Origin of the sequence: Micromonospora sp. LOL_015, from assembly GCF_048060275.1 — a bacterium.
GTDB lineage: Bacteria > Actinomycetota > Actinomycetes > Mycobacteriales > Micromonosporaceae > Micromonospora_E.
This window is the reverse complement of the sequence record NZ_JBHMIO010000005.1, coordinates 119,453-135,870: the sequence shown is the minus strand read 5'-3', so window position 1 is coordinate 135,870 and position 16,418 is coordinate 119,453. Positions and strand designations below refer to the sequence as shown.

Annotated in this window: 15 protein-coding genes; 6 read left to right on the top strand and 9 right to left on the bottom strand. The window is 71.4% G+C overall.

Annotated features, from left to right (window positions below; all coding sequences use genetic code 11):
* The first annotated feature begins 37 nt into the window (after positions 1-37).
* Positions 38-664: a GTP cyclohydrolase I FolE gene (gene folE / locus ACFHWU_RS07425; RefSeq protein WP_416552098.1), complete on the top strand. Its 627-nt coding sequence runs from the start codon at positions 38-40 to the stop codon at positions 662-664.
* Positions 665-731: 67 nt separating this feature from the next.
* Here the strand turns inward: folE and ACFHWU_RS07420 are convergent, their stop codons facing one another.
* On the bottom strand, positions 732-1,424 hold the full coding sequence (locus ACFHWU_RS07420) for a hypothetical protein (RefSeq protein WP_416552052.1): 693 nt from the start codon (positions 1,422-1,424) through the stop codon (positions 732-734).
* Positions 1,421-4,201 (bottom strand): FtsK/SpoIIIE domain-containing protein, encoded by a 2,781-nt coding sequence (locus tag ACFHWU_RS07415; RefSeq protein ID WP_416552051.1) that lies wholly within the window; start codon positions 4,199-4,201, stop codon positions 1,421-1,423. Before ACFHWU_RS07415 ends, ACFHWU_RS07420 begins: the two co-directional genes overlap by 4 nt.
* Before the next feature lie 216 nt (positions 4,202-4,417).
* On the opposite strand from ACFHWU_RS07415, the gene ACFHWU_RS07410 reads away from it, so the two are divergent.
* Positions 4,418-4,969, top strand: coding sequence for a hypothetical protein (locus tag ACFHWU_RS07410; RefSeq protein ID WP_416567926.1), 552 nt, complete (start codon positions 4,418-4,420; stop codon positions 4,967-4,969).
* A 10-nt stretch (positions 4,970-4,979) separates the two neighbouring features.
* Here the strand turns inward: ACFHWU_RS07410 and ACFHWU_RS07405 are convergent, their stop codons facing one another.
* The 7 genes from ACFHWU_RS07405 to ACFHWU_RS07375 all read right to left on the bottom strand — a co-directional run bounded on the left by ACFHWU_RS07405 (position 4,980) and on the right by ACFHWU_RS07375 (position 13,521).
* Positions 4,980-5,567, bottom strand: a complete 588-nt coding sequence (locus tag ACFHWU_RS07405) for a hypothetical protein (RefSeq protein WP_416567960.1) — start codon at positions 5,565-5,567, stop codon at positions 4,980-4,982.
* 33 nt (positions 5,568-5,600) lie between these two features.
* Positions 5,601-6,728, bottom strand: coding sequence for a M23 family metallopeptidase (locus tag ACFHWU_RS07400; protein ID WP_416552049.1), 1,128 nt, complete (start codon positions 6,726-6,728; stop codon positions 5,601-5,603).
* A complete protein-coding gene (locus ACFHWU_RS07395) occupies positions 6,725-7,273 on the bottom strand; it encodes a hypothetical protein (RefSeq protein WP_416590158.1) in 549 nt (182 codons plus the stop codon). The genes ACFHWU_RS07400 and ACFHWU_RS07395 overlap by 4 nt, the downstream gene beginning before the upstream one ends.
* Before the next feature lie 6 nt (positions 7,274-7,279).
* Positions 7,280-9,208, bottom strand: coding sequence for an MFS transporter (locus ACFHWU_RS07390; RefSeq protein WP_416590157.1), 1,929 nt, complete (start codon positions 9,206-9,208; stop codon positions 7,280-7,282).
* Between the two features lies 1 nt (position 9,209).
* Positions 9,210-12,791 carry an ATP-binding protein gene (locus ACFHWU_RS07385; RefSeq protein WP_416590156.1) on the bottom strand — a complete coding sequence of 1,194 codons (3,582 nt, stop codon included), beginning with the start codon at positions 12,789-12,791 and terminating at the stop codon, positions 9,210-9,212.
* A 64-nt stretch (positions 12,792-12,855) separates the two neighbouring features.
* Positions 12,856-13,218, bottom strand: coding sequence for a hypothetical protein (locus ACFHWU_RS07380; protein WP_416552045.1), 363 nt, complete (start codon positions 13,216-13,218; stop codon positions 12,856-12,858).
* Between the two features lie 15 nt (positions 13,219-13,233).
* Positions 13,234-13,521 (bottom strand): hypothetical protein, encoded by a 288-nt coding sequence (locus ACFHWU_RS07375; protein ID WP_233606437.1) that lies wholly within the window; start codon positions 13,519-13,521, stop codon positions 13,234-13,236.
* A 370-nt stretch (positions 13,522-13,891) separates the two neighbouring features.
* Here ACFHWU_RS07375 and folP point away from each other — a divergent pair, with 370 nt between their 5' ends.
* The 4 genes from folP to ACFHWU_RS07355 all read left to right on the top strand — a co-directional run bounded on the left by folP (position 13,892) and on the right by ACFHWU_RS07355 (position 16,266).
* Positions 13,892-14,764, top strand: a complete 873-nt coding sequence (gene folP / locus ACFHWU_RS07370; protein ID WP_416552044.1) for a dihydropteroate synthase — start codon at positions 13,892-13,894, stop codon at positions 14,762-14,764.
* The gene (gene folB / locus ACFHWU_RS07365; protein ID WP_416590155.1) at positions 14,761-15,183 is read left to right on the top strand and encodes a dihydroneopterin aldolase; all 423 of its coding nucleotides are present in this window, start codon (positions 14,761-14,763) and stop codon (positions 15,181-15,183) included. The genes folP and folB overlap by 4 nt, the downstream gene beginning before the upstream one ends.
* Entirely contained in the window at positions 15,180-15,707 is a 528-nt protein-coding gene (gene folK, locus ACFHWU_RS07360) for a 2-amino-4-hydroxy-6-hydroxymethyldihydropteridine diphosphokinase (RefSeq protein WP_416590154.1), read from the top strand. Before folB ends, folK begins: the two co-directional genes overlap by 4 nt.
* A gap of 91 nt (positions 15,708-15,798) precedes the next feature.
* Positions 15,799-16,266 (top strand): DUF3180 domain-containing protein, encoded by a 468-nt coding sequence (locus ACFHWU_RS07355; protein WP_416590153.1) that lies wholly within the window; start codon positions 15,799-15,801, stop codon positions 16,264-16,266.
* The last annotated feature ends 152 nt before the right edge of the window (positions 16,267-16,418 follow it).

The window sequence follows — 16,418 nt, the reverse complement described above, 5'->3', positions numbered from 1 at the left end:
GTCCAGCCCGTCGTCGACCGAACCGGACGACGACGCGCTGGACTATCTCGCCGCCCGGCTGATCAACGGCAAGCTCAACGGCACGCCGGTCGAGCGCTCCGTCGACCTGACCCGGATCGAGCACGCCGTACGGGAGATCCTCATCGCCGTCGGCGAGGACCCGGACCGTGACGGGCTGCGCCAGACGCCGGCCCGGGTCGCCCGGGCCTACGCCGAGCTGCTCGCGGGTCTGCGGGCCGACGCGGCCCAGGTGCTCACCACCACCTTCGAGGCTGACCACGACGAGCTGGTGCTGGTTCGCGACATCGAGGTGATGTCGCTGTGTGAGCACCACATGCTGCCGTTCCGGGGCGTGGCACACATCGGCTACATCCCCGGCACCACCGGCCGGATAACCGGCCTGTCGAAGCTGGCCCGCCTGGTCGAGGTCTACGCCCGACGACTACAGGTCCAGGAGCGGCTCACCGCACAGATCGCCGACATGCTGATGAGCCGGCTGGAGCCGCGTGGTGTGGTGACCGTCCTGGAGTGCGAACACATGTGCATGGCGATGCGCGGGATCCAGAAGGCCGGCGCCCGCACCATCACCTCGGCCGTCCGCGGTGTGTTCCAACGCGACGCGAAGTCCCGCGCCGAAGCGATGAGCCTGATCATCCACAGCTGACGCCGGCTGTTTCCGGTCTCTCGCCCGGCGGCTCAGGTTCACGCACGGCTGACACCAGTTGCCCGGTTCACCCGAGCAGCGAGATCAGTGCCGCCAGCACCAACGCCAGCACCAGCGGGACCGCGCAGACCAGCGCCCCCACCAACGGTGTGCGGTCCGGCCGTTGGCCCGGCCCGGCGAACACGAAACCGATCGCCAGCCAACCAAGGCCGAACGCGACCAGCGGCAGGACCAGTCCGCAGCCGAGGGCGTAGCCCACCGGCGCCCGGTCTCCGGCAACCACGAACATGGCCAACTGGATCATCAGTACGATCGCCGCGAACGGCCCGTACACCAGCAGGTTGCGTAGCCACGGCTGGGGACCGCCGGACGGACCCGCTGCGACGGCCAGGTCGCCGTTTGCGGCGTCGATCTGCGCGTGCGCCCGCGCGATCGCCGCCTGCCGAGCCGATGATTCGCCGGTCAGGGAGGCAGGCATCCCCACTGCGGCACCGGCCGAAGCCTCGGCTGATGCACTGACCGCAGCGTGGACTGCGGCTACCTCCGGCGGCACCGGATCGAGCACGTCAGGCGGTACGCCGAACCCGACCAGCTGACGCCGCTGGACAGCGAGGCGGTCGCGCAGCACCGTCAGGTCCACCTGGCGCCGGTCGCCGGCTGGACCGTCCGTCGGTAGCCCTTGGCCGTGGCGCAGCCGGGCCAGCCGCCGGGCGGCCGCCACGTACTCCGCCCACTCGCCTCCGGTGCCTTTCCCCGTCACGCCGCGCCCTCCCCAGTGTCGGCCACGGCGGGTTCCTCCCCGGTGCCGGCCACGGACCGGGCCGGTTGGAACGGTACGAAGACGGTGCGCCGGTCGGTCTGCGCGTCGTACAACAGTCCACGCTGCGGGCGGGGACGCCAGGCCGGCAGCCGGCCGGCGAGCCCGCCCGACCCAGCTGGCCTGGTCGGACCGGCCAACCCAGCCGATGCGACCCGCTCGACCTGGTCGGTCACTGGTCGATCGAGCAGGACGATCCCGGCGATCAGATCCGAACTTGGACCTAGGAATGCCAGGAACGGCTCCGGCTGCTCCCAGCCGGAGACCAGGTGGATGCCGCGGGCCGGCCCGGAATCCAACAGGTTGCGCAGGCGGGCGGCGGCCGGCCCGCCGAGTTCGAGAATGTCGGCCGTGGCGATGACCACGTACGCGGGGCCAGCCGCATCGCCCAGCGTCCGAAGTACCTCCAGATCCACGACCTCGGTTGGCTGACGGCCGTTGACCGCTCGGGCGAGCCCGGCTAACTGCTCCCGGTCGTGCTCGCCCATCGACAGCAACAGGATGCGGGCGGTGCCGGGCCGGTGGTGCGCCGCGACGCTGCGCACCACCGTGGCCAGCAGATCCGCCGTGCTGTCCCGGGAGCCGAAGATGGCGAGGTGGCGACCGGGGGCGCGTTCGAACCGGAACTCCGCTGTCCGCCCCGGCAGCTCGACGGCCCGGCCGAAGAGCCCGGCCGGGGTGTCCGGCGGGTCGGCCAGCACCCGCTGGTATGTCTCGTCCGATTCGAGTTCCGGCTGGCGGTAGCCGGCGAAGACCTGCGGCGGCCGGGCGTCAGCCGCGCGGCGGGACCACAACTTGCGGCGGAGCCCGGCCAACCCCGGCCGGTCGGTGTACGGGTCCGGAAAGTCGACGGTGCGTTCGTGGCCGCGGGTCGCCCCGCGCGGGCCGCCCAGCCCGCCTGCGGTGTTCACCACCGCCCGACCTGCCGGCAGCCCGACCGCGGCGTCGTTGTTCGGCTCCAGGAGCCAGTCACCGCCGGCCAGCACCACCCGGACCGGGAACTGGCTCAGCAGCGACTCCCGCCGCCACCAGCCACCGCCGGTCGACCTGTCGGCCGGATCGGGGCCGGCCCAGCCGCCCGACCCCGCCCAGCCGCCCGACCCGTCAGACCCGTCGGGTCCGATGCTCTGCTCCGACCTGGGAGCCGGGCCGGTCCCGGAGTCGGCGATCAGCAGGTGGACTCCGCTGCCGCGTCCGCCCCTGGCGATCCGTCCGAGCAGGTCGAGTGACTCGTCGGCGACCGGTTCGCTCAGGTCCAGCATCGGAGCCGGGTCCTTGAGGACGCAGAGCACGCGGGTCGTGCCCGTGGCGGCGGCGAGCTCGGCGAACCGGGTCGTCCCATTGCGGGCGGCCAGGAAGGATCGCCGGTCGACCTCCGCCGCCAACTGACGCAGCACCGACAGCCCGTACTCCGGGTCGGCGTCCACCCCGGCCGACGCGATGTGCGGCAGCCCGGACGGGTCGGTGGCGCCGGGCAGTACGCTGGCGAACGACTCGCCGGGCGACATATCGACCAGATGTACGGTCACCTCGGCGGGATCGTGCCGAACCGCCAACCCGTACAGAATGGTGGTCAGGAACCCGTCCACCTCGGAGCCGGCCTGGCCGGCCACCAACCAGTGCGGGGTGATGTCGTTGAACCGGAGCAGGACCGGGCGGTGCCCGTCGAACCCCGCTGCGGCCATCAGCCCGTCGGCGGCGGATTCGGCGACCGGGCCGCCCACCGGATCGGGCAGCAAATCGGTTAGCGGTGGACGGGAACCAGCCTCGGCCCGGGTGACGAGTTCCGCGCACACCTGATCGATCAGTTGCTGAGGCGGTTGCCGGTCCAGATACACCGGCGCGTCGAGCCCGCCGAGGTGGTCACCACCTGCTCCGGCCGGCAGGTCGCGGAAGGTGTCTCCGGGCGGGTCACCGACTAGGACGTACGGATTCCGTAGCCGCACCATGGTGCTCCGCGGCAGGTCGGCCCGGGCCTGTTCGGTGTCCAGCGGAGGTGGCGGCCAGCCGGCGACGACCAGATGCAGGCCATGCTCGGGGCCCACCTGGGCAAGCCGGGCGATCCAGTCGAGTACGGCACCGTCGGTGAGTTCGGGCAGCGAGGCGATCATCAGCAGCATGAACCGGCCCTGCCGGTGGTGTCGGGCGACCGCCGGTCGGGCCGGCCGGATCCACTGCTCCGCTTCGGCCAGCGCGGCCCGCAGCCCGGTGACGTCGGTGGCGGCCGAACGCAAGACGCCGGCCCCGATCAGCGGCCGGAAGGGGCCGAGTACATCCTCGCCCGCAGTGCCGACGCCGTCCACCGTACGCACCGAAAGCCGTTGCGGCGGTACGGCGGCCAGCAGGCGGAGCAGTACCGCGCGCAGCAGTCCGGCGACCCGCCGGTCGCGGATATCGCCGTCGAGCGTCAGATGACCGTTGCCGAGGAACGGGACGACCACCGGGAACCGGGCGTCGTCCAGTGGCTGGGCGATGCCGATCCGCAGGTGGCCGACGTGGTCGAGACCGCCCATCGGCATTGCTGGGGTCTGGGCGTCGAGCGGAGCGCCCCACCAGCCGGGGGCCAGCCGCGCCGCGAGGCTGCGGAGCTGCTCGGCGACCTCATGCTGATCGGAGCCGGTGGAACGTCGGCCGGCGGCCGCTTCCACCTGGCTCAGCGCGGCGACGACGGCTGCCGCCGAGCGGTGCAACGCGGCGGCGCGGCCCAGGTCCCTGCCCATGTCGACCACCTGCCTACCGCGCTGTACGGCAGCCCGTCCGTGGGCGCCGGTTGAGTTCAGACCTGAGACGGTATCCCAGCCGGTCCGCAACCGGATGCGGGGTGACCGACGTTTCTCGCCCGATCAGTACTCGCCAGGGTGCTTCGCCGGATATGCGACCAATTAGGACTCGGACCGGCTATTCAGTCTCACGTTCGCGGCGGATACTGTCGAGGGGTGGAGCAGACCCGGCCGGCGGCCCCCGTACGCCGCGAACGGGTGCCCCGGCAACGGACCGCTCCTGGCGTCGGAGCACCGCCCGTGGTGCCACCCGGCCGCCGGCTACGGCTGGCGCTGGTGCTGGCCGCCGGGATCACCGCGCTGCTCTGCCTCGGTGGCGTCAGCGTCGCGTTCGTCCTCTACACGAGCGTCACCACCCCCGACCGGGGCACCCCCGAATCAGCGACGCTGGGCTTCCTCGAGGCCTACCTGGTACAGCGCGACGACACCGTCGCCGCACTGCACCTCTGCGAGGATCCGTCGATCGCACCTCTTGCCGCCTACCGCGACAGCATCGTCGAGTGGGAGCAGCGCCAAGGGACGCTGTCCGCGAAAACCATCGGGCAGCTCACTACCGAGAACGCCACGGACAGCGACGCGGTTCTGACGGTGGTGATCGAACGTCGGATGGCCTCCAGCGGCTTGATCAACAGGCTGACGGACCGCTGGCGGATTACTGCAGTGGACGAGGGCGACTGGCGGGTCTGCCAGGTGGATCGGCTGGACTGACCGGTCGATGTCACTCCACCCAGACCAGATGGACCGGCAGTTCGATCGTCTCCGGCGGCTGGCCCGTCCACACCCACCGGTACCAGGCCAACTCGGTGGCCGCCCGGACACAGATGTCCCCGTCGGCACCGGAGTGCAACTCGGTCACCGCGCGTAGGTCACGGCGTTCCTGACCGTCGTCCATGTGCACCAGCCGTCGGCCGACCAGCGGCCCCGCGTCGACCACCGGCACCGGAAAGCGGGGTGCCGGGGCATCCAGCGACACGAGCCGGGACAGCACGTCGCCCCGCCCCGGGGCGGTCAGTGTGTCGTCCGGCTGCTCGACCCAGACCCGGTCGGCCGGCACCAGGGGAGCGAACACCTCCACCCCCTCCGATTCGGCCCGGTACCACTCCTGTTCCGGCAGCACCGGCACGTAGGTGCGGCTGCGCTGGACGACCTTCTCGTCGCCGCGCAGGTCGCCGCGCCATCCGGTGCCCGGCAGGCCGACCCAGACCCGCCGGCCGCGTAACGTGGCTGCGACGGCGGCCGGTACCAGCGCCGTCGGTCGCGGCGGTCGAGGTGCCCAGTCCGGCTGGTCCGCGAACGGATCCGGCATCGGTTCCCGGGTCAACTCAGCTCCTCCGGTCGGTCAGCCACTCTCGCCGAGCGGCGCGCCCCGCTCCCGCATGAACGGCACCGGGTCGACGGCTCCGCGGCTGCTGCGGTCTCCGTTGAGGTGGATCTCGTAGTGCAGGTGCGGGCCGGACGAGTTGCCGCTGGAGCCGACCTCGCCGATCACCTGTCCGGCGTCGACCAGGTCGCCTTCGTCAACTTCCGGCCGCTTCACCATGTGACAGTATCTCGTGATCACCTGGTCGGCGTGCAGGATGTCGACGAACCAGCCGCAGCCACCTTTGCTGGGCGAGCCGTCCACGTCGCAGTCGAGGCGGCCGTACTGGTCCGGGTCGCACCGGGAGACGATGACGCGGCCGGCCGAGGCGGCCCGGATCAGGGTGCCCTTCGGCTGGGCGATGTCCACGCCGTTGTGCCCGGGCCGGGAGCTGGTTCGGAAGCCGGACCCGACGTTGCCCGGCACCGGCCGGGTCCATCCCGAGGCGGCGACCTCGCCGTCGGCGGCGCAGCGCAGCAGCCCGTCCGGGCCGGCGACCGCGCGGGCCGCGCCGCCGGTGAGGATGTTGACGATCCGGGTCGCCAACGGTTCGTGCTTGGCGTACGCGTCCGGGAAGGCGCTGACCTGCACCCGCTGCGCGGCGTCGGTCAGCGCCATCGTCTCCCAGCCATCGATGGTGAGCAGCTTCTGGTAGAACTTCTGCGAGGAGTACGCCGGATCCTGTAGCTGTTCCGGGGTGCCCCAGCCCTGGCTGGGCCGCTGCTGGAACAGTCCGACCGAGTCGTGGTCGTTGCGGTCGCCGAGATGCCCCAGGTTTCGCAGTGCCGACTCCTGCATGGCGGTGGCCACCGCGATCACCCAGCCGCGCGGTGACACCGACAACTCTGCACCGACGTTGATGATCACGGCCGCGTTGGCGACCTGGTCCGGCCCGTACGGCCCGACCCGGGGTGCCTGGTCGGGATCGACCGGGCCGTCCCGCCCGCAGCCGAAGGTGGCGAACAACGCCGAGTCCGGCTCGTCGTCGCTGAACAGCACGGCACCGATCCCGCCGGTGCAGCAGAGCAGCACCAGCGTCGCGGTCAGCGCCACGGTCAAGGCGACGTGCCGGGCGGCACGGGTCCGCATGCCGGGGTTGTCGCTCATGCTTGCACCCAGTCGACGCCGTCGACCAGCCACTGTCCGTCGGGGCCGGTCAACCGTAGCCGCAACGTACCGGAATCCACCTCGATCACCACCTCGACCAGATTCGTCCCGTACGGGATGACCGCCGGTTCACCGGTCAGCCGCTCGGCCGGCACCGCCACCGGATCGACGCCGACCAGCTTCCCGGCCAGTTCCTCGGTGGCGTACGGACGCAGCCCGGCGTGCCACTGCTCGGCGTCGAGGCCGCGGTCGAGCCAGGCGGTCGCGAACGCGACGGCGACGGTCGGCGGATCGGCGGCACCGGGACTGGTCACCGGATCGGGTGCGGGTGCCACCGACCGGATTCCGTCGTCACCGGCGGTCGGGTCGATGGTCAACGCGGGTTGCGGACCCGGTGCACCCAGTAGCGGTCCGCTGGTCCCGTCATCACGGCCGACGACCTGACCGACGCCGACCACGCTGACCACGACGACGAGCAGCACGACCGCCAGCCCGACCCGGGACCGGAAGAGGAACCGGGTCAGGAAGGCGACGACGGTACGCATTCCAGGTCACCGGGCCTCGGTGCGGATGCGCGGCTTAGGCGCCTCGTCGGACTTGCGGGTGCTGTCGGGCCGGTAGACGGCGTACTGGTGCTCTTCGGCTGGGACGTCGGGCGCGGTCCACGTCGACGCACGACGGGGGCGACTCGATGGTCGTGGCGACCCGGGCTGGGTGGTGGGTTCGGAGCCGTCCTCCCGGCCGTCCGGCCGATCCCTGGCCGGTCCGGTGCCGCCGGCACCACCGGCGGGTTTGTCGCTGCTCGGGTCCTCCAACCGGGCCTCCGGCCGCACCACGGTCTGCTTGACGACGGTCTGGTCCCGTCCGTCCTTGGACTTGACCACGACCTGCTCGGGCTCGCGGGTCTCCCGGGTCTCCCGGAAGTACCGCAGGTGCCACGAACTGCCGCCGCCGTCCCGGCCGCCGAGGTCGGTGATCCGTCGGTACGGACGCAGCAGGAGCCAGCCGACCATGCCGCAGAGCCAGATCAGTACCACCTGCAGCCAGCCCGGCAAGGTGGGCGTGCTCATGATCAGGTCGACGGCGAACAGGTAGACGGCCGCCCCGGTGCCGAAGATCGCGATGTTGAAGACGGCGGCGACGACCGCGTTGCCGAGTCGACGCATCCCCGCTCCGGCCGGCCGGAGCAGACCGATGGTCCCGAGGATCGGCGCGGCGACGACCGCCCAGCGGAACAGCAGGAACCCGAGCAGAACCAGCAGCGACGCGGCGAGGTCGAACATGGCGAACATGGCTGCCGCGAAGATGGCGATCAGGCCGGTGCCGACCCGGTCCATCTCCCGGATGCCCTGCAGATGCTCGTACGCTTCCGGATCCTCGGTGCGGATCTGCTCGGCGACCGTCATCCACTGCCGGTTCTTCTGCGAAAGGATGGCATCCCGGCGCTGTGGATCGGCACGCATCAATTCGATCTCCGACCAGGTGAATGCCTGGGCGTCGTAGAGCGCGAAGCCGTACTTCTCCGCTGTCGGGCTGTCCGCCGAGCCAAGTACTCCGCGCAACCAGTTGCGGTACAACATGGCCGAGGTGATGGTGTCGCTGGCCCGGACCGCTGGCGGACGCTGATCGGAGCAGCGTTTGGCGTCAGCTTCCGGGCACTCCTCGGCTGGGATCTCGACGGCCCGCGGTCCGACAGCCTCGTGGACCACACCCAGTGTGCTGGTCAGCGCGTCGTCCGCCAGGTTCGCCGAGCGGACCGGCCAAGCGGCGATCGCGGTCACCACCACCATGATCAGGACTGCCCAGCCGGCCGTCGTGATCATGTTGCTCATGTCCGACTGACGTGACCGCCAGATCAGGTAGAGACCGACCACACAGAGGGTGATCAGCCCGAAGACCGTGAAGACCTCGTCGTAGATCGCGGTGGTCGCCTGCGCCACCAGCGGGTCGGCCCAGGCGTACATGGTCCCAGGGTCCCAGGCCCGTTCCCGGATCGCGTTGGACGCCCCGACGATTGCGGTGGCGACCATCATCTCCAGGTTGGCGACCCCGTTGAACACGCCGACGTCGGCGCTCACCACCGAGGAGGCGCACCCGCCGTTGAGGTCGTACGTCGGGAACCGGTAGCCGGCGTACCCGTAGTTCATGTACAGCCCGCTGGCACCTTCGGTCTGCTCCGGTTGGGTGGCGAACCAGCCGCCGAAGCCGGAGTCGGGGGCGCTCGGTGCCGGCGGGTCGAGGCACTGCGCACGAGCCGAGCTGACGTCCTGCAGCCGGTCCAGACAGGCCCGGAAGTCGGCCTGCCAGGCCTCGACCGGACACAGGTCGACCGGTGCCTGGGCGGGCAGCTGGGCGACCGGCGCGACCGGGGCGGCCTGGGCCGGCGGGGTAGCGCCGAGCACCGGCCAGGAGATGCTCGCCACGGCGGCTGTCAGGACGGCGAGCAGGAGCGCGGTGCACCGGGTCGCGGTCCTCGCCACGTCATACCTCCAGGTCACTGAGCGCGGTCGGCAGACCGGCGGGTGCCGCCTGCGGCGTACCGGGTGTGGTGTCCAGATGATCGAGCAGTCCGTCCACGTACGAGACGTCCACCCGGACCTTCTGCACCCGACCGTCCACGTCGCGCATGATGAACTCCCGGAAGCCCAGCCGGCTCGCGGAAGAACTGTCTACGCTAGACAACGAGGCGAGCGTCGCCTCGTAACCGTCGTCCACCGGGACGCGCAGCAGGCGCAGCGCCTCGGCGGCGATCTCCTCGTCCTCGGCGATCCGGCCGACGAAGACGGTGGAGACCAGGTTCTGCACGTCCAGCCCGAGGATGTCCCGTGGATTCTGCGACGAGACCAGCGCGGCCAGGTTCCATTTGCGGGAGTCACGGGCCAGCCGGACCAGGAAGGACCGGCCGGACCGCCAGCCCTCCATGAAGTGCGCCTCGTCGAGGCCAACCAGTTTGCGCGACCCCATCGAGCCGCCGTAGCAGCGGCGTACCGCCAGCCGGTGGGCGGTGTGCAGCATCGGCAGCGCCAACGCCTCCTCGGCCGACCAGTACTCGCGTTCGATCTTCAGGTCGGGCAGCCGTAGCCCGGCCATGGTGATCACGGTCAGCGCGGCGTCGGCACCGAGCAGGCCCGGCTCCGGTGCACCGAAGAACAGCAGGGCCAGCGGCATCTCGGCGGTGTCCAGCAGCAGGTTGGCCAGCTCACGGCCGTCGTCGTCGAGCCCGCTGAGGCAGGCGACCACATCGTCCAAGGTGGAGGTTTCCTCGGCGGGCACCTGGCGGACCGCGTGCCGCAGCAGCGTGGCCGTCGACGACTCCCGGGCAACCTGCGGCGGCACCAGCATCATGCAGATGTCCTGGACCAGCATCCGGCGTTCGGCCCGGGCGTTCGATACGGAAATCTCGTACTCGCGGTCGCCGGCGGCTCCGGTGGCGAACTCGCCGCGCACCGGTGTCGGGATGAGTGAGTACGGCGCCAGGGTGCCCTGTTCGGAACCGGTCAGGTTTAGCACCCGCGAGTACGGCCGCAGCTCCGGCATGGCGCAGAGCCGGGCCAGCGGCCCGGACGGGTCGAGCAGGGTGACCTGCACGCCGCGCCGGGCGGCCAGGTAGCCGAGGGCGCCGAGCAGCGTCGACTTGCCGCCGCCCGGCTCGGCGACGAAGACGGCGAGCCCGGAACGTTCCCGGACCTCCATCGGGAAGTGCAGGTCGAGGAAGACCGGACGGCGGCAGGTGCCGGCGGTACGCCCGATCAGGTCGCCGCGCCGGTCGCCGACCGTCGACGCGGCCTGCGGCAGCGCGGCGGCCAGCAGGTTGACCGGCATCCGCCGGATGTATCCGGTGTTCGCCACCGGCTCCCCAGGGATGAACTCCCGGGCCAGCCAGTCCTGGTTCTTCGGATGCTGCAGCGAGATGCGCATCTCCCGGGAGTACAGCTGGATTAGCCGGCGGGCCCGTTCCAGACACTCTTCGCGGGTCCGGCCACCGACGGCGATCCGGTGCCAGCCGTGCGCTCGGGCGGACTCGACCGGCAGGCCGGTGGTCATCTCGTCACCGATGTGCAGGGCCCGCTTGGCGAGCCGTTCCAACTCCGGCGGCGCGTCGATGCCGTGCTCGGCGTAGTCCAGTTGCTGCGAGCGAATCATCCGGAGCCGGTGCTCCAGGTTGCGAAACGAGTCGGCTGGTCCGAGCAGGTCGATCCGGGAGGAGATTTCCATCGGCCACGGCAGCCGTTCGTGGAAGTGCATCCATGGCTCGTGCCGCTCCGGGATCTCCAGCGGCTCCATTCGGCCGACTGCCAGCACCGCGACGTGCCGCTCCTCGCCGGTCATCCGGTTGACCAGCTTGAGCGTCGAGCCGTACGGGGTACGGTAGCGCTCGACCTGCTCGGTGAGGGCGAGCAGGTCGCCGCGGTCCCAGTTGCCGTCCCGCACCGGCGAGAGCATGGTTGGCGGGTTCATGCAGAGCGCGACCGACCGGTAGAGTAGCCATTCGAGTTCGCCGGCGGTGACCCGTCGACCCCGCATGCCGAAGGCACCCAGCACCTCGTCGAACTGCTCGACCATCCGGCCGAGCCGGCGGCGTTCGCTCTCGGCGACGCCGCGCCCGAACAGCCGCAGCACCCGTTCGGACAGTGAGTCGCCGAGCGACCGGCGGGCGAAGGTGATGCCCAGGTAGGTCTGCCCCTCGGCGTGGTTGACCGCCATCAGGTGCCGCTGGGCGGCGACCAGATGGTCGGACCAGGAGACCGCGTCGGAGACGTTGGGCAGGGGGTTGCTGGTCAGCGAGTCGATGGTGCGGGCCCACTCGTCGGCCGGGAACGGCCGGGTCGTGCGGCGTAGGTGCACCCGGAATCCGGCCAGGCCGGCGTACTGCTCGGAGATGGCGGACAGCAGCACTTCCCGCTCGGCGTCGGGCCGGAACGCCCAGCGTACCTCGGGCAGCCAGTACCAGGCGGTGACGGTGTTCGGGGTGAAGGTGAGATGGCCGGCGATCTCGGTGATGGCGAGTTCGGCGGCCGGATCCCGGTCGGTGAACTTGACCTTCGGGGGGCGGATCGGCACCGGCTTGATCAACTTGTCCGGTCGGTCGGCCTCGTCGGCCCGCCGGCGGGCCCGCTTGCCCTTGCCCTTACCGCGGACCGGTGCATTGGCCGGCGGCGGCTGGTGCACCGGTGCGGGTGCGGTGCGCTGTTGGGGTGCGGTTGCGGCGTGCTGCTGGGGTGCTGGTGCGGCGTGCTGCGGCATCGCCGGTGGCCGGCGTTGCGCTGGTGTGCCATCTCGCTGCGCTGCCTCGGCCGGGTGTGCCGAGTCGGGCCGGTTCCGAACGGGTTGCTTGGTCGGACCGGGCCGGCGGGGGGCGGTGGGCGGTGGCGGCAGGACCGGTGCCGGCGGCACTGTGGACGCCGACGTGACCGGCTGGCCGTCGCGCGGTGCGGCCGGTTCGGCTGCGGGGGCCGGGCCGCCGGTGGTACGCGGGGTGGGCATGGCAGTCCGGCGCTGAACCGGTGGGTCGGGGGAACCGGACAGCGCCGAGCCGATCGGACCGGCGGGTGGGGTGTTCCTGGCTGACGCGTCGCCGGGAGTTCCTTGCGGATCGTGGCGGGTGGGCGGTCCGATGGCGGTCTGCTGGGCCGGCGGTGCGATCGCGTCGTGTCGGGCGGGCGGTTCGATGGCGTCGTGCTGCGTTGGTGGTGCGATCGCGTCGTGTTGGGCCGAGCGCCGGATTGCCGTCCGTGGCGTGCGGCCCGGCTGGTGGCCACCGGCCGGGCCGGCACCCGGAAAAAGGTCCAGGAATGGCGAGTCGATGTCGGTGTTGTCGCTCATACCGGCTCTGGGGGTGGGCACTGGTGGCGCCGGCGGTGGGGTCCGCGTCGGCCGGCTGCTGCGGGACGCTGCGGGTGCTTGGAAGTAGGCGACCGCGCCGTGGCTGGGGCTGGTGACCAGTCCGGTGTCGGTCGACTCGCCCAGCGCGGCGTCGTAGTCGCTCGATCGCTTACCGTTACCGCGGGTGCCGGCCGGCTGGCCGGCCGGGTGGGAGGAGCCCGGCGGGGTTGATCGGCTCATGCCATCGCCTCACGCCGCCCGCCAGCCGGGTGGGCGGCGGCTGTGGTTCGGTGGTTGGTGCGGGTCATGCCAACTCCTCCCGAATCCGGATGTGGCTGGCGACCAGCCGCGGGTCTCGCTGTTCGGCGGCGGGTTCCCTGGTGCGGCGCCAGTCGGTGAGGGCGGTCCGGACCACCATCCGGGCGGGCCGATCCGGGTCGACGTACCGGAAGATGAAGGAGGTGGTGACGATCGCCAGTGCGATCTCCCAGGCGGGGAAGAGCTCCACGGTGAAGGTGAACGCCCAGTGGATGAACATGTAGAGCGGTACGAGGAGGATGAAGACCCCGTACTGGGCATATGGCAGGTGGATCGGCAACGTGTAGCCGGGCGGGCCGAGGTAGACCAGCCGGGCGCGGTAGATGTCGTCGTCGGTACGCAGCCGCATCCTGTGCCCCGCGCTCTATTCGAACATCAGGTTGATGAGGTAGTCGCCGACGAAGAAGAGCGTCGCCGCTCCGGCGATGAACGCCAAACCCACGATCGCGATCGCGGAGCTGGTCAGGACCTTGGAGATCTCACCTTTGCTGGCCCGGCCGATGAAGATCACGCCCAGCACCGCCAGCAGGATCGGCGCGACCTTGCTGGCAAGGAAGGAGACAACGCCCTCGGTGTTGAAGCCGGTCGGTGCCGGGTCCGGCTCACCGGCCGGCGCGGCCAGTAGCGGCAGCGTGTCGACAACGGAGGCCATGGCGGCGTTGACCGTGTCGACGAGCGTTGTTTCGATCATGGGAACCTCCCCGGTGTGCGGCCGGCGAAGCCGGGGCACTGCAGTTGTCCAGCCTCACGGACGTGTCGGGTCGTGCCGCGAGTTTCGACCCTGCGTCCGGCGATCACCGCGTACGGTGAAGATTTGTGGGCTTTTTGTCCAACTTCAGCCCTTCTCCTCGGCGTTGCCCTCGCTGACCACCAGCAACTGCAAAGCGTACGGGCCACCCCTGTCTGGTACAAGCTGCGTGCAACTCGACCGACAGCGCCGCCGTGCCGCCGTTGTCTGGTTCGAGAGTACCCAGCATGCCCTCTGCCGGCCGACACCGAGCCGCGCCGGTACCGTCCTACCCGTGACCGATCTGCTGCGGCCGGCCCGGCCGGTCGTGATGGGCGTTCTCAACGTCACGCCTGACTCCTTTTCCGACGGCGGGCGGTACGCCGACCTCGACGCCGCCGTCGCCCACGGCGTCCGGCTGCACCGCGACGGCGCCGACCTGATCGACGTCGGCGGTGAGTCGACCCGGCCGGGCGCGGTGCGGATCGACGCCGCGACCGAGGCGGCCCGGGTGCTTCCGGTCGTCCGGGCGCTCGCCGCCGCCGGCGTACCGATGAGCATCGACACCACCCGGGCGACGGTCGCCGCCGCCGCGCTGGCCGCCGGGGCGGTGGTGGTGAACGACGTCTCCGGCGGTCTGGCGGATCCACGGATGGCCGAGGTGGTCGCCGAGGCCGGCTGCCCGTGGATTCTGATGCACTGGCGCGGGCACTCCGACCGGATGCAGGACCTGGCGCACTACCGCGACGTGGTCGGCGAGGTCCGCGCCGAGCTCGCCGCCCGGATCGACGCCGCGCTGACCGCCGGGGTGGCCGCCGACCGGCTCGTCGTCGACCCCGGTCTTGGCTTCGCCAAGCGGGCGGAGCACAACTGGCAGCTCACCGTCCGTCTGCCCGAGCTGCTCGACCTCGGTTGCCCGTTGCTCTTCGCGGCCAGCCGCAAGTCCTACCTGGGCCAACTGCTCGCCGACCCGGCAGGCCAGCCACGGCCGGTCGACCAACGGGCTGCGGCGACCATCGCCACCAGTCTGTTGGCGGTCGCCGCCGGCGCCTGGGGAGTCCGGGTACACGACGTCCGGGACACCGTCGACGCGCTGGCGGTGTGGCAGGCCAGCGGACGCCCCAGGATCGTCCCGGACGCCGACGAGCCGCCGGGGAGCCGTCAATGACCGACCACCAGCCCGCCGCAGGGCCGTCGCCCAATCTGGGTGCCGTGCGGCCGTCAACGACCGACCGGATCGTGCTGACCGGGCTGCGTGCCCGTGGTCGGCACGGCGTCTACCCGCAGGAACGGGCCACCGGGCAGGACTTCGTCGTCGACGTCGAGCTCACCGTCGACCTCGCGCCGGCGGCCGCCTCGGATGACGTCACCAACACCGTGCACTACGGCGAGCTGGCCGACCGGCTGGTCGCGATCGTCAGCGGCGAGCCGGTGAACCTGATCGAGACGCTGGCCGACCGGCTGGCCGCCCAGTGCCTGGCGGACCACCGGGTCTGTTCGGTCACGGTGACCGTGCACAAGCCGCAGGCGCCGATTCCGCACTCGTTCACCGACGTCGCGGTCGTGCTGACCCGGAGCCGACCGTGACCCGGGCGGTGCTTGCGCTGGGCAGCAATCTCGGTGACCGGTACGGGCGGTTGCGCGCGGCGGTACGGTCGCTGGACGACGTACTGCTGGTCGTCTCCGGGGTTTACGAAACCCCGCCATGGGGCGACCCGGCGCAGCCCGACTACCTCAACGCGGTCGCGCTGGTGGCCGACCCGGGTGCCGCGCCGGCCGATTGGCTCGACCGGTGCCGCGGCCTCGAACGGGCCGCCGGGCGGGTGCGTGACCCGGACCGGCCGTACGGGCCCCGCAGTCTGGACGTGGACGTCGTCGCCGTGTGGACCGACGACGACACCCCCGTGTTCAGCGACGATCCTGAGCTGGTGCTGCCTCACCCCCGGGCACGGCTGCGGGCGTTCGTGCTGCGACCGTGGATCGACATCCAGCCGTACGGCCACCTGCCCGGCCACGGCTGGCTGACCGACCTGCTCAACCACGATCCGGTCGCCGGGGACCTGCTCGAACTGCGCCCCCGACCGGATCTGCCGCTAGAGTCGACCCAGTGAACGTGCGTCTGTCGATCACCTTGCCGGGGTTGATGCTGCCGTGACCGGACCGGGAGTCAGTCCGCGTGGACGGGAGCCTGACGAGCCGCGGATGGGGCCTACCAGGTCGTCCACCCTGGTGGTGGCGGCGCTGGCCGCCGCGGCGGTCGGCTGGCTGGTGATCAGCAGCTGGTACGTACGGATGCCGGTCCTACCCTGGCTACCCTCCGTGACTTTGGCGGCATTGGCCGTGTTCGAAGGGTACGCGGCGCTGAACACCCGGGCCCGGGTCGACCGCCGGCCTGGGCACGATCCGGTCAACCCGCTGCTCGCCGCCCGCTTCGTGGTGTTGGCCAAGGCGTCCTCCCTCGCCGGGGCGATCTTCGCCGGCTTCTACGCCGGTCTGGTGCTGTGGCTGTTCATCCAGCCGACCCGGGCGGCGAGCAACGACCTGCCGACCGCCGGCAGCGGTCTGGTCGCCGCAGTCGCGCTGGTGGCGGCGGCGCTCTGGCTGGAGCGGGCCTGCCGGGTCCCGAACCGCCCGGAGGACTCCGACGCCCCGGACCAGCCGGCCGACTGACCCCTTCCGCTTCCTGACTGACCAGTCTGTCAGGCCGGTCCGCCGGGCCGGTGCCAACCCGGCATCGACCCGGTCCCGGGCATCTCGGCCGGATACGGGGGGTGACGGCCGGACCCGGTCGCGGGTACGGTGCCTGCGACCGGTACGGCTGC

Coding starts and splice junctions, on each gene's coding strand:
- ACFHWU_RS07400 (WP_416552049.1), bottom strand. CDS start 6,728: ATGAGCGACAACCCCGGCATGCGGACCCGTGCCGCCCGGCACGTCGCC.
- ACFHWU_RS07380 (WP_416552045.1), bottom strand. CDS start 13,218: ATGCGGCTGCGTACCGACGACGACATCTACCGCGCCCGGCTGGTCTAC.
- ACFHWU_RS07405 (WP_416567960.1), bottom strand. CDS start 5,567: ATGCCGGATCCGTTCGCGGACCAGCCGGACTGGGCACCTCGACCGCCG.
- ACFHWU_RS07375 (WP_233606437.1), bottom strand. CDS start 13,521: ATGGCCTCCGTTGTCGACACGCTGCCGCTACTGGCCGCGCCGGCCGGT.
- ACFHWU_RS07355 (WP_416590153.1), top strand. CDS start 15,799: ATGGGGCCTACCAGGTCGTCCACCCTGGTGGTGGCGGCGCTGGCCGCC.
- ACFHWU_RS07395 (WP_416590158.1), bottom strand. CDS start 7,273: ATGCGTACCGTCGTCGCCTTCCTGACCCGGTTCCTCTTCCGGTCCCGG.
- folB (WP_416590155.1), top strand. CDS start 14,761: ATGACCGACCACCAGCCCGCCGCAGGGCCGTCGCCCAATCTGGGTGCC.
- ACFHWU_RS07385 (WP_416590156.1), bottom strand. CDS start 12,791: ATGAGCCGATCAACCCCGCCGGGCTCCTCCCACCCGGCCGGCCAGCCG.
- ACFHWU_RS07415 (WP_416552051.1), bottom strand. CDS start 4,201: ATGGGCAGGGACCTGGGCCGCGCCGCCGCGTTGCACCGCTCGGCGGCA.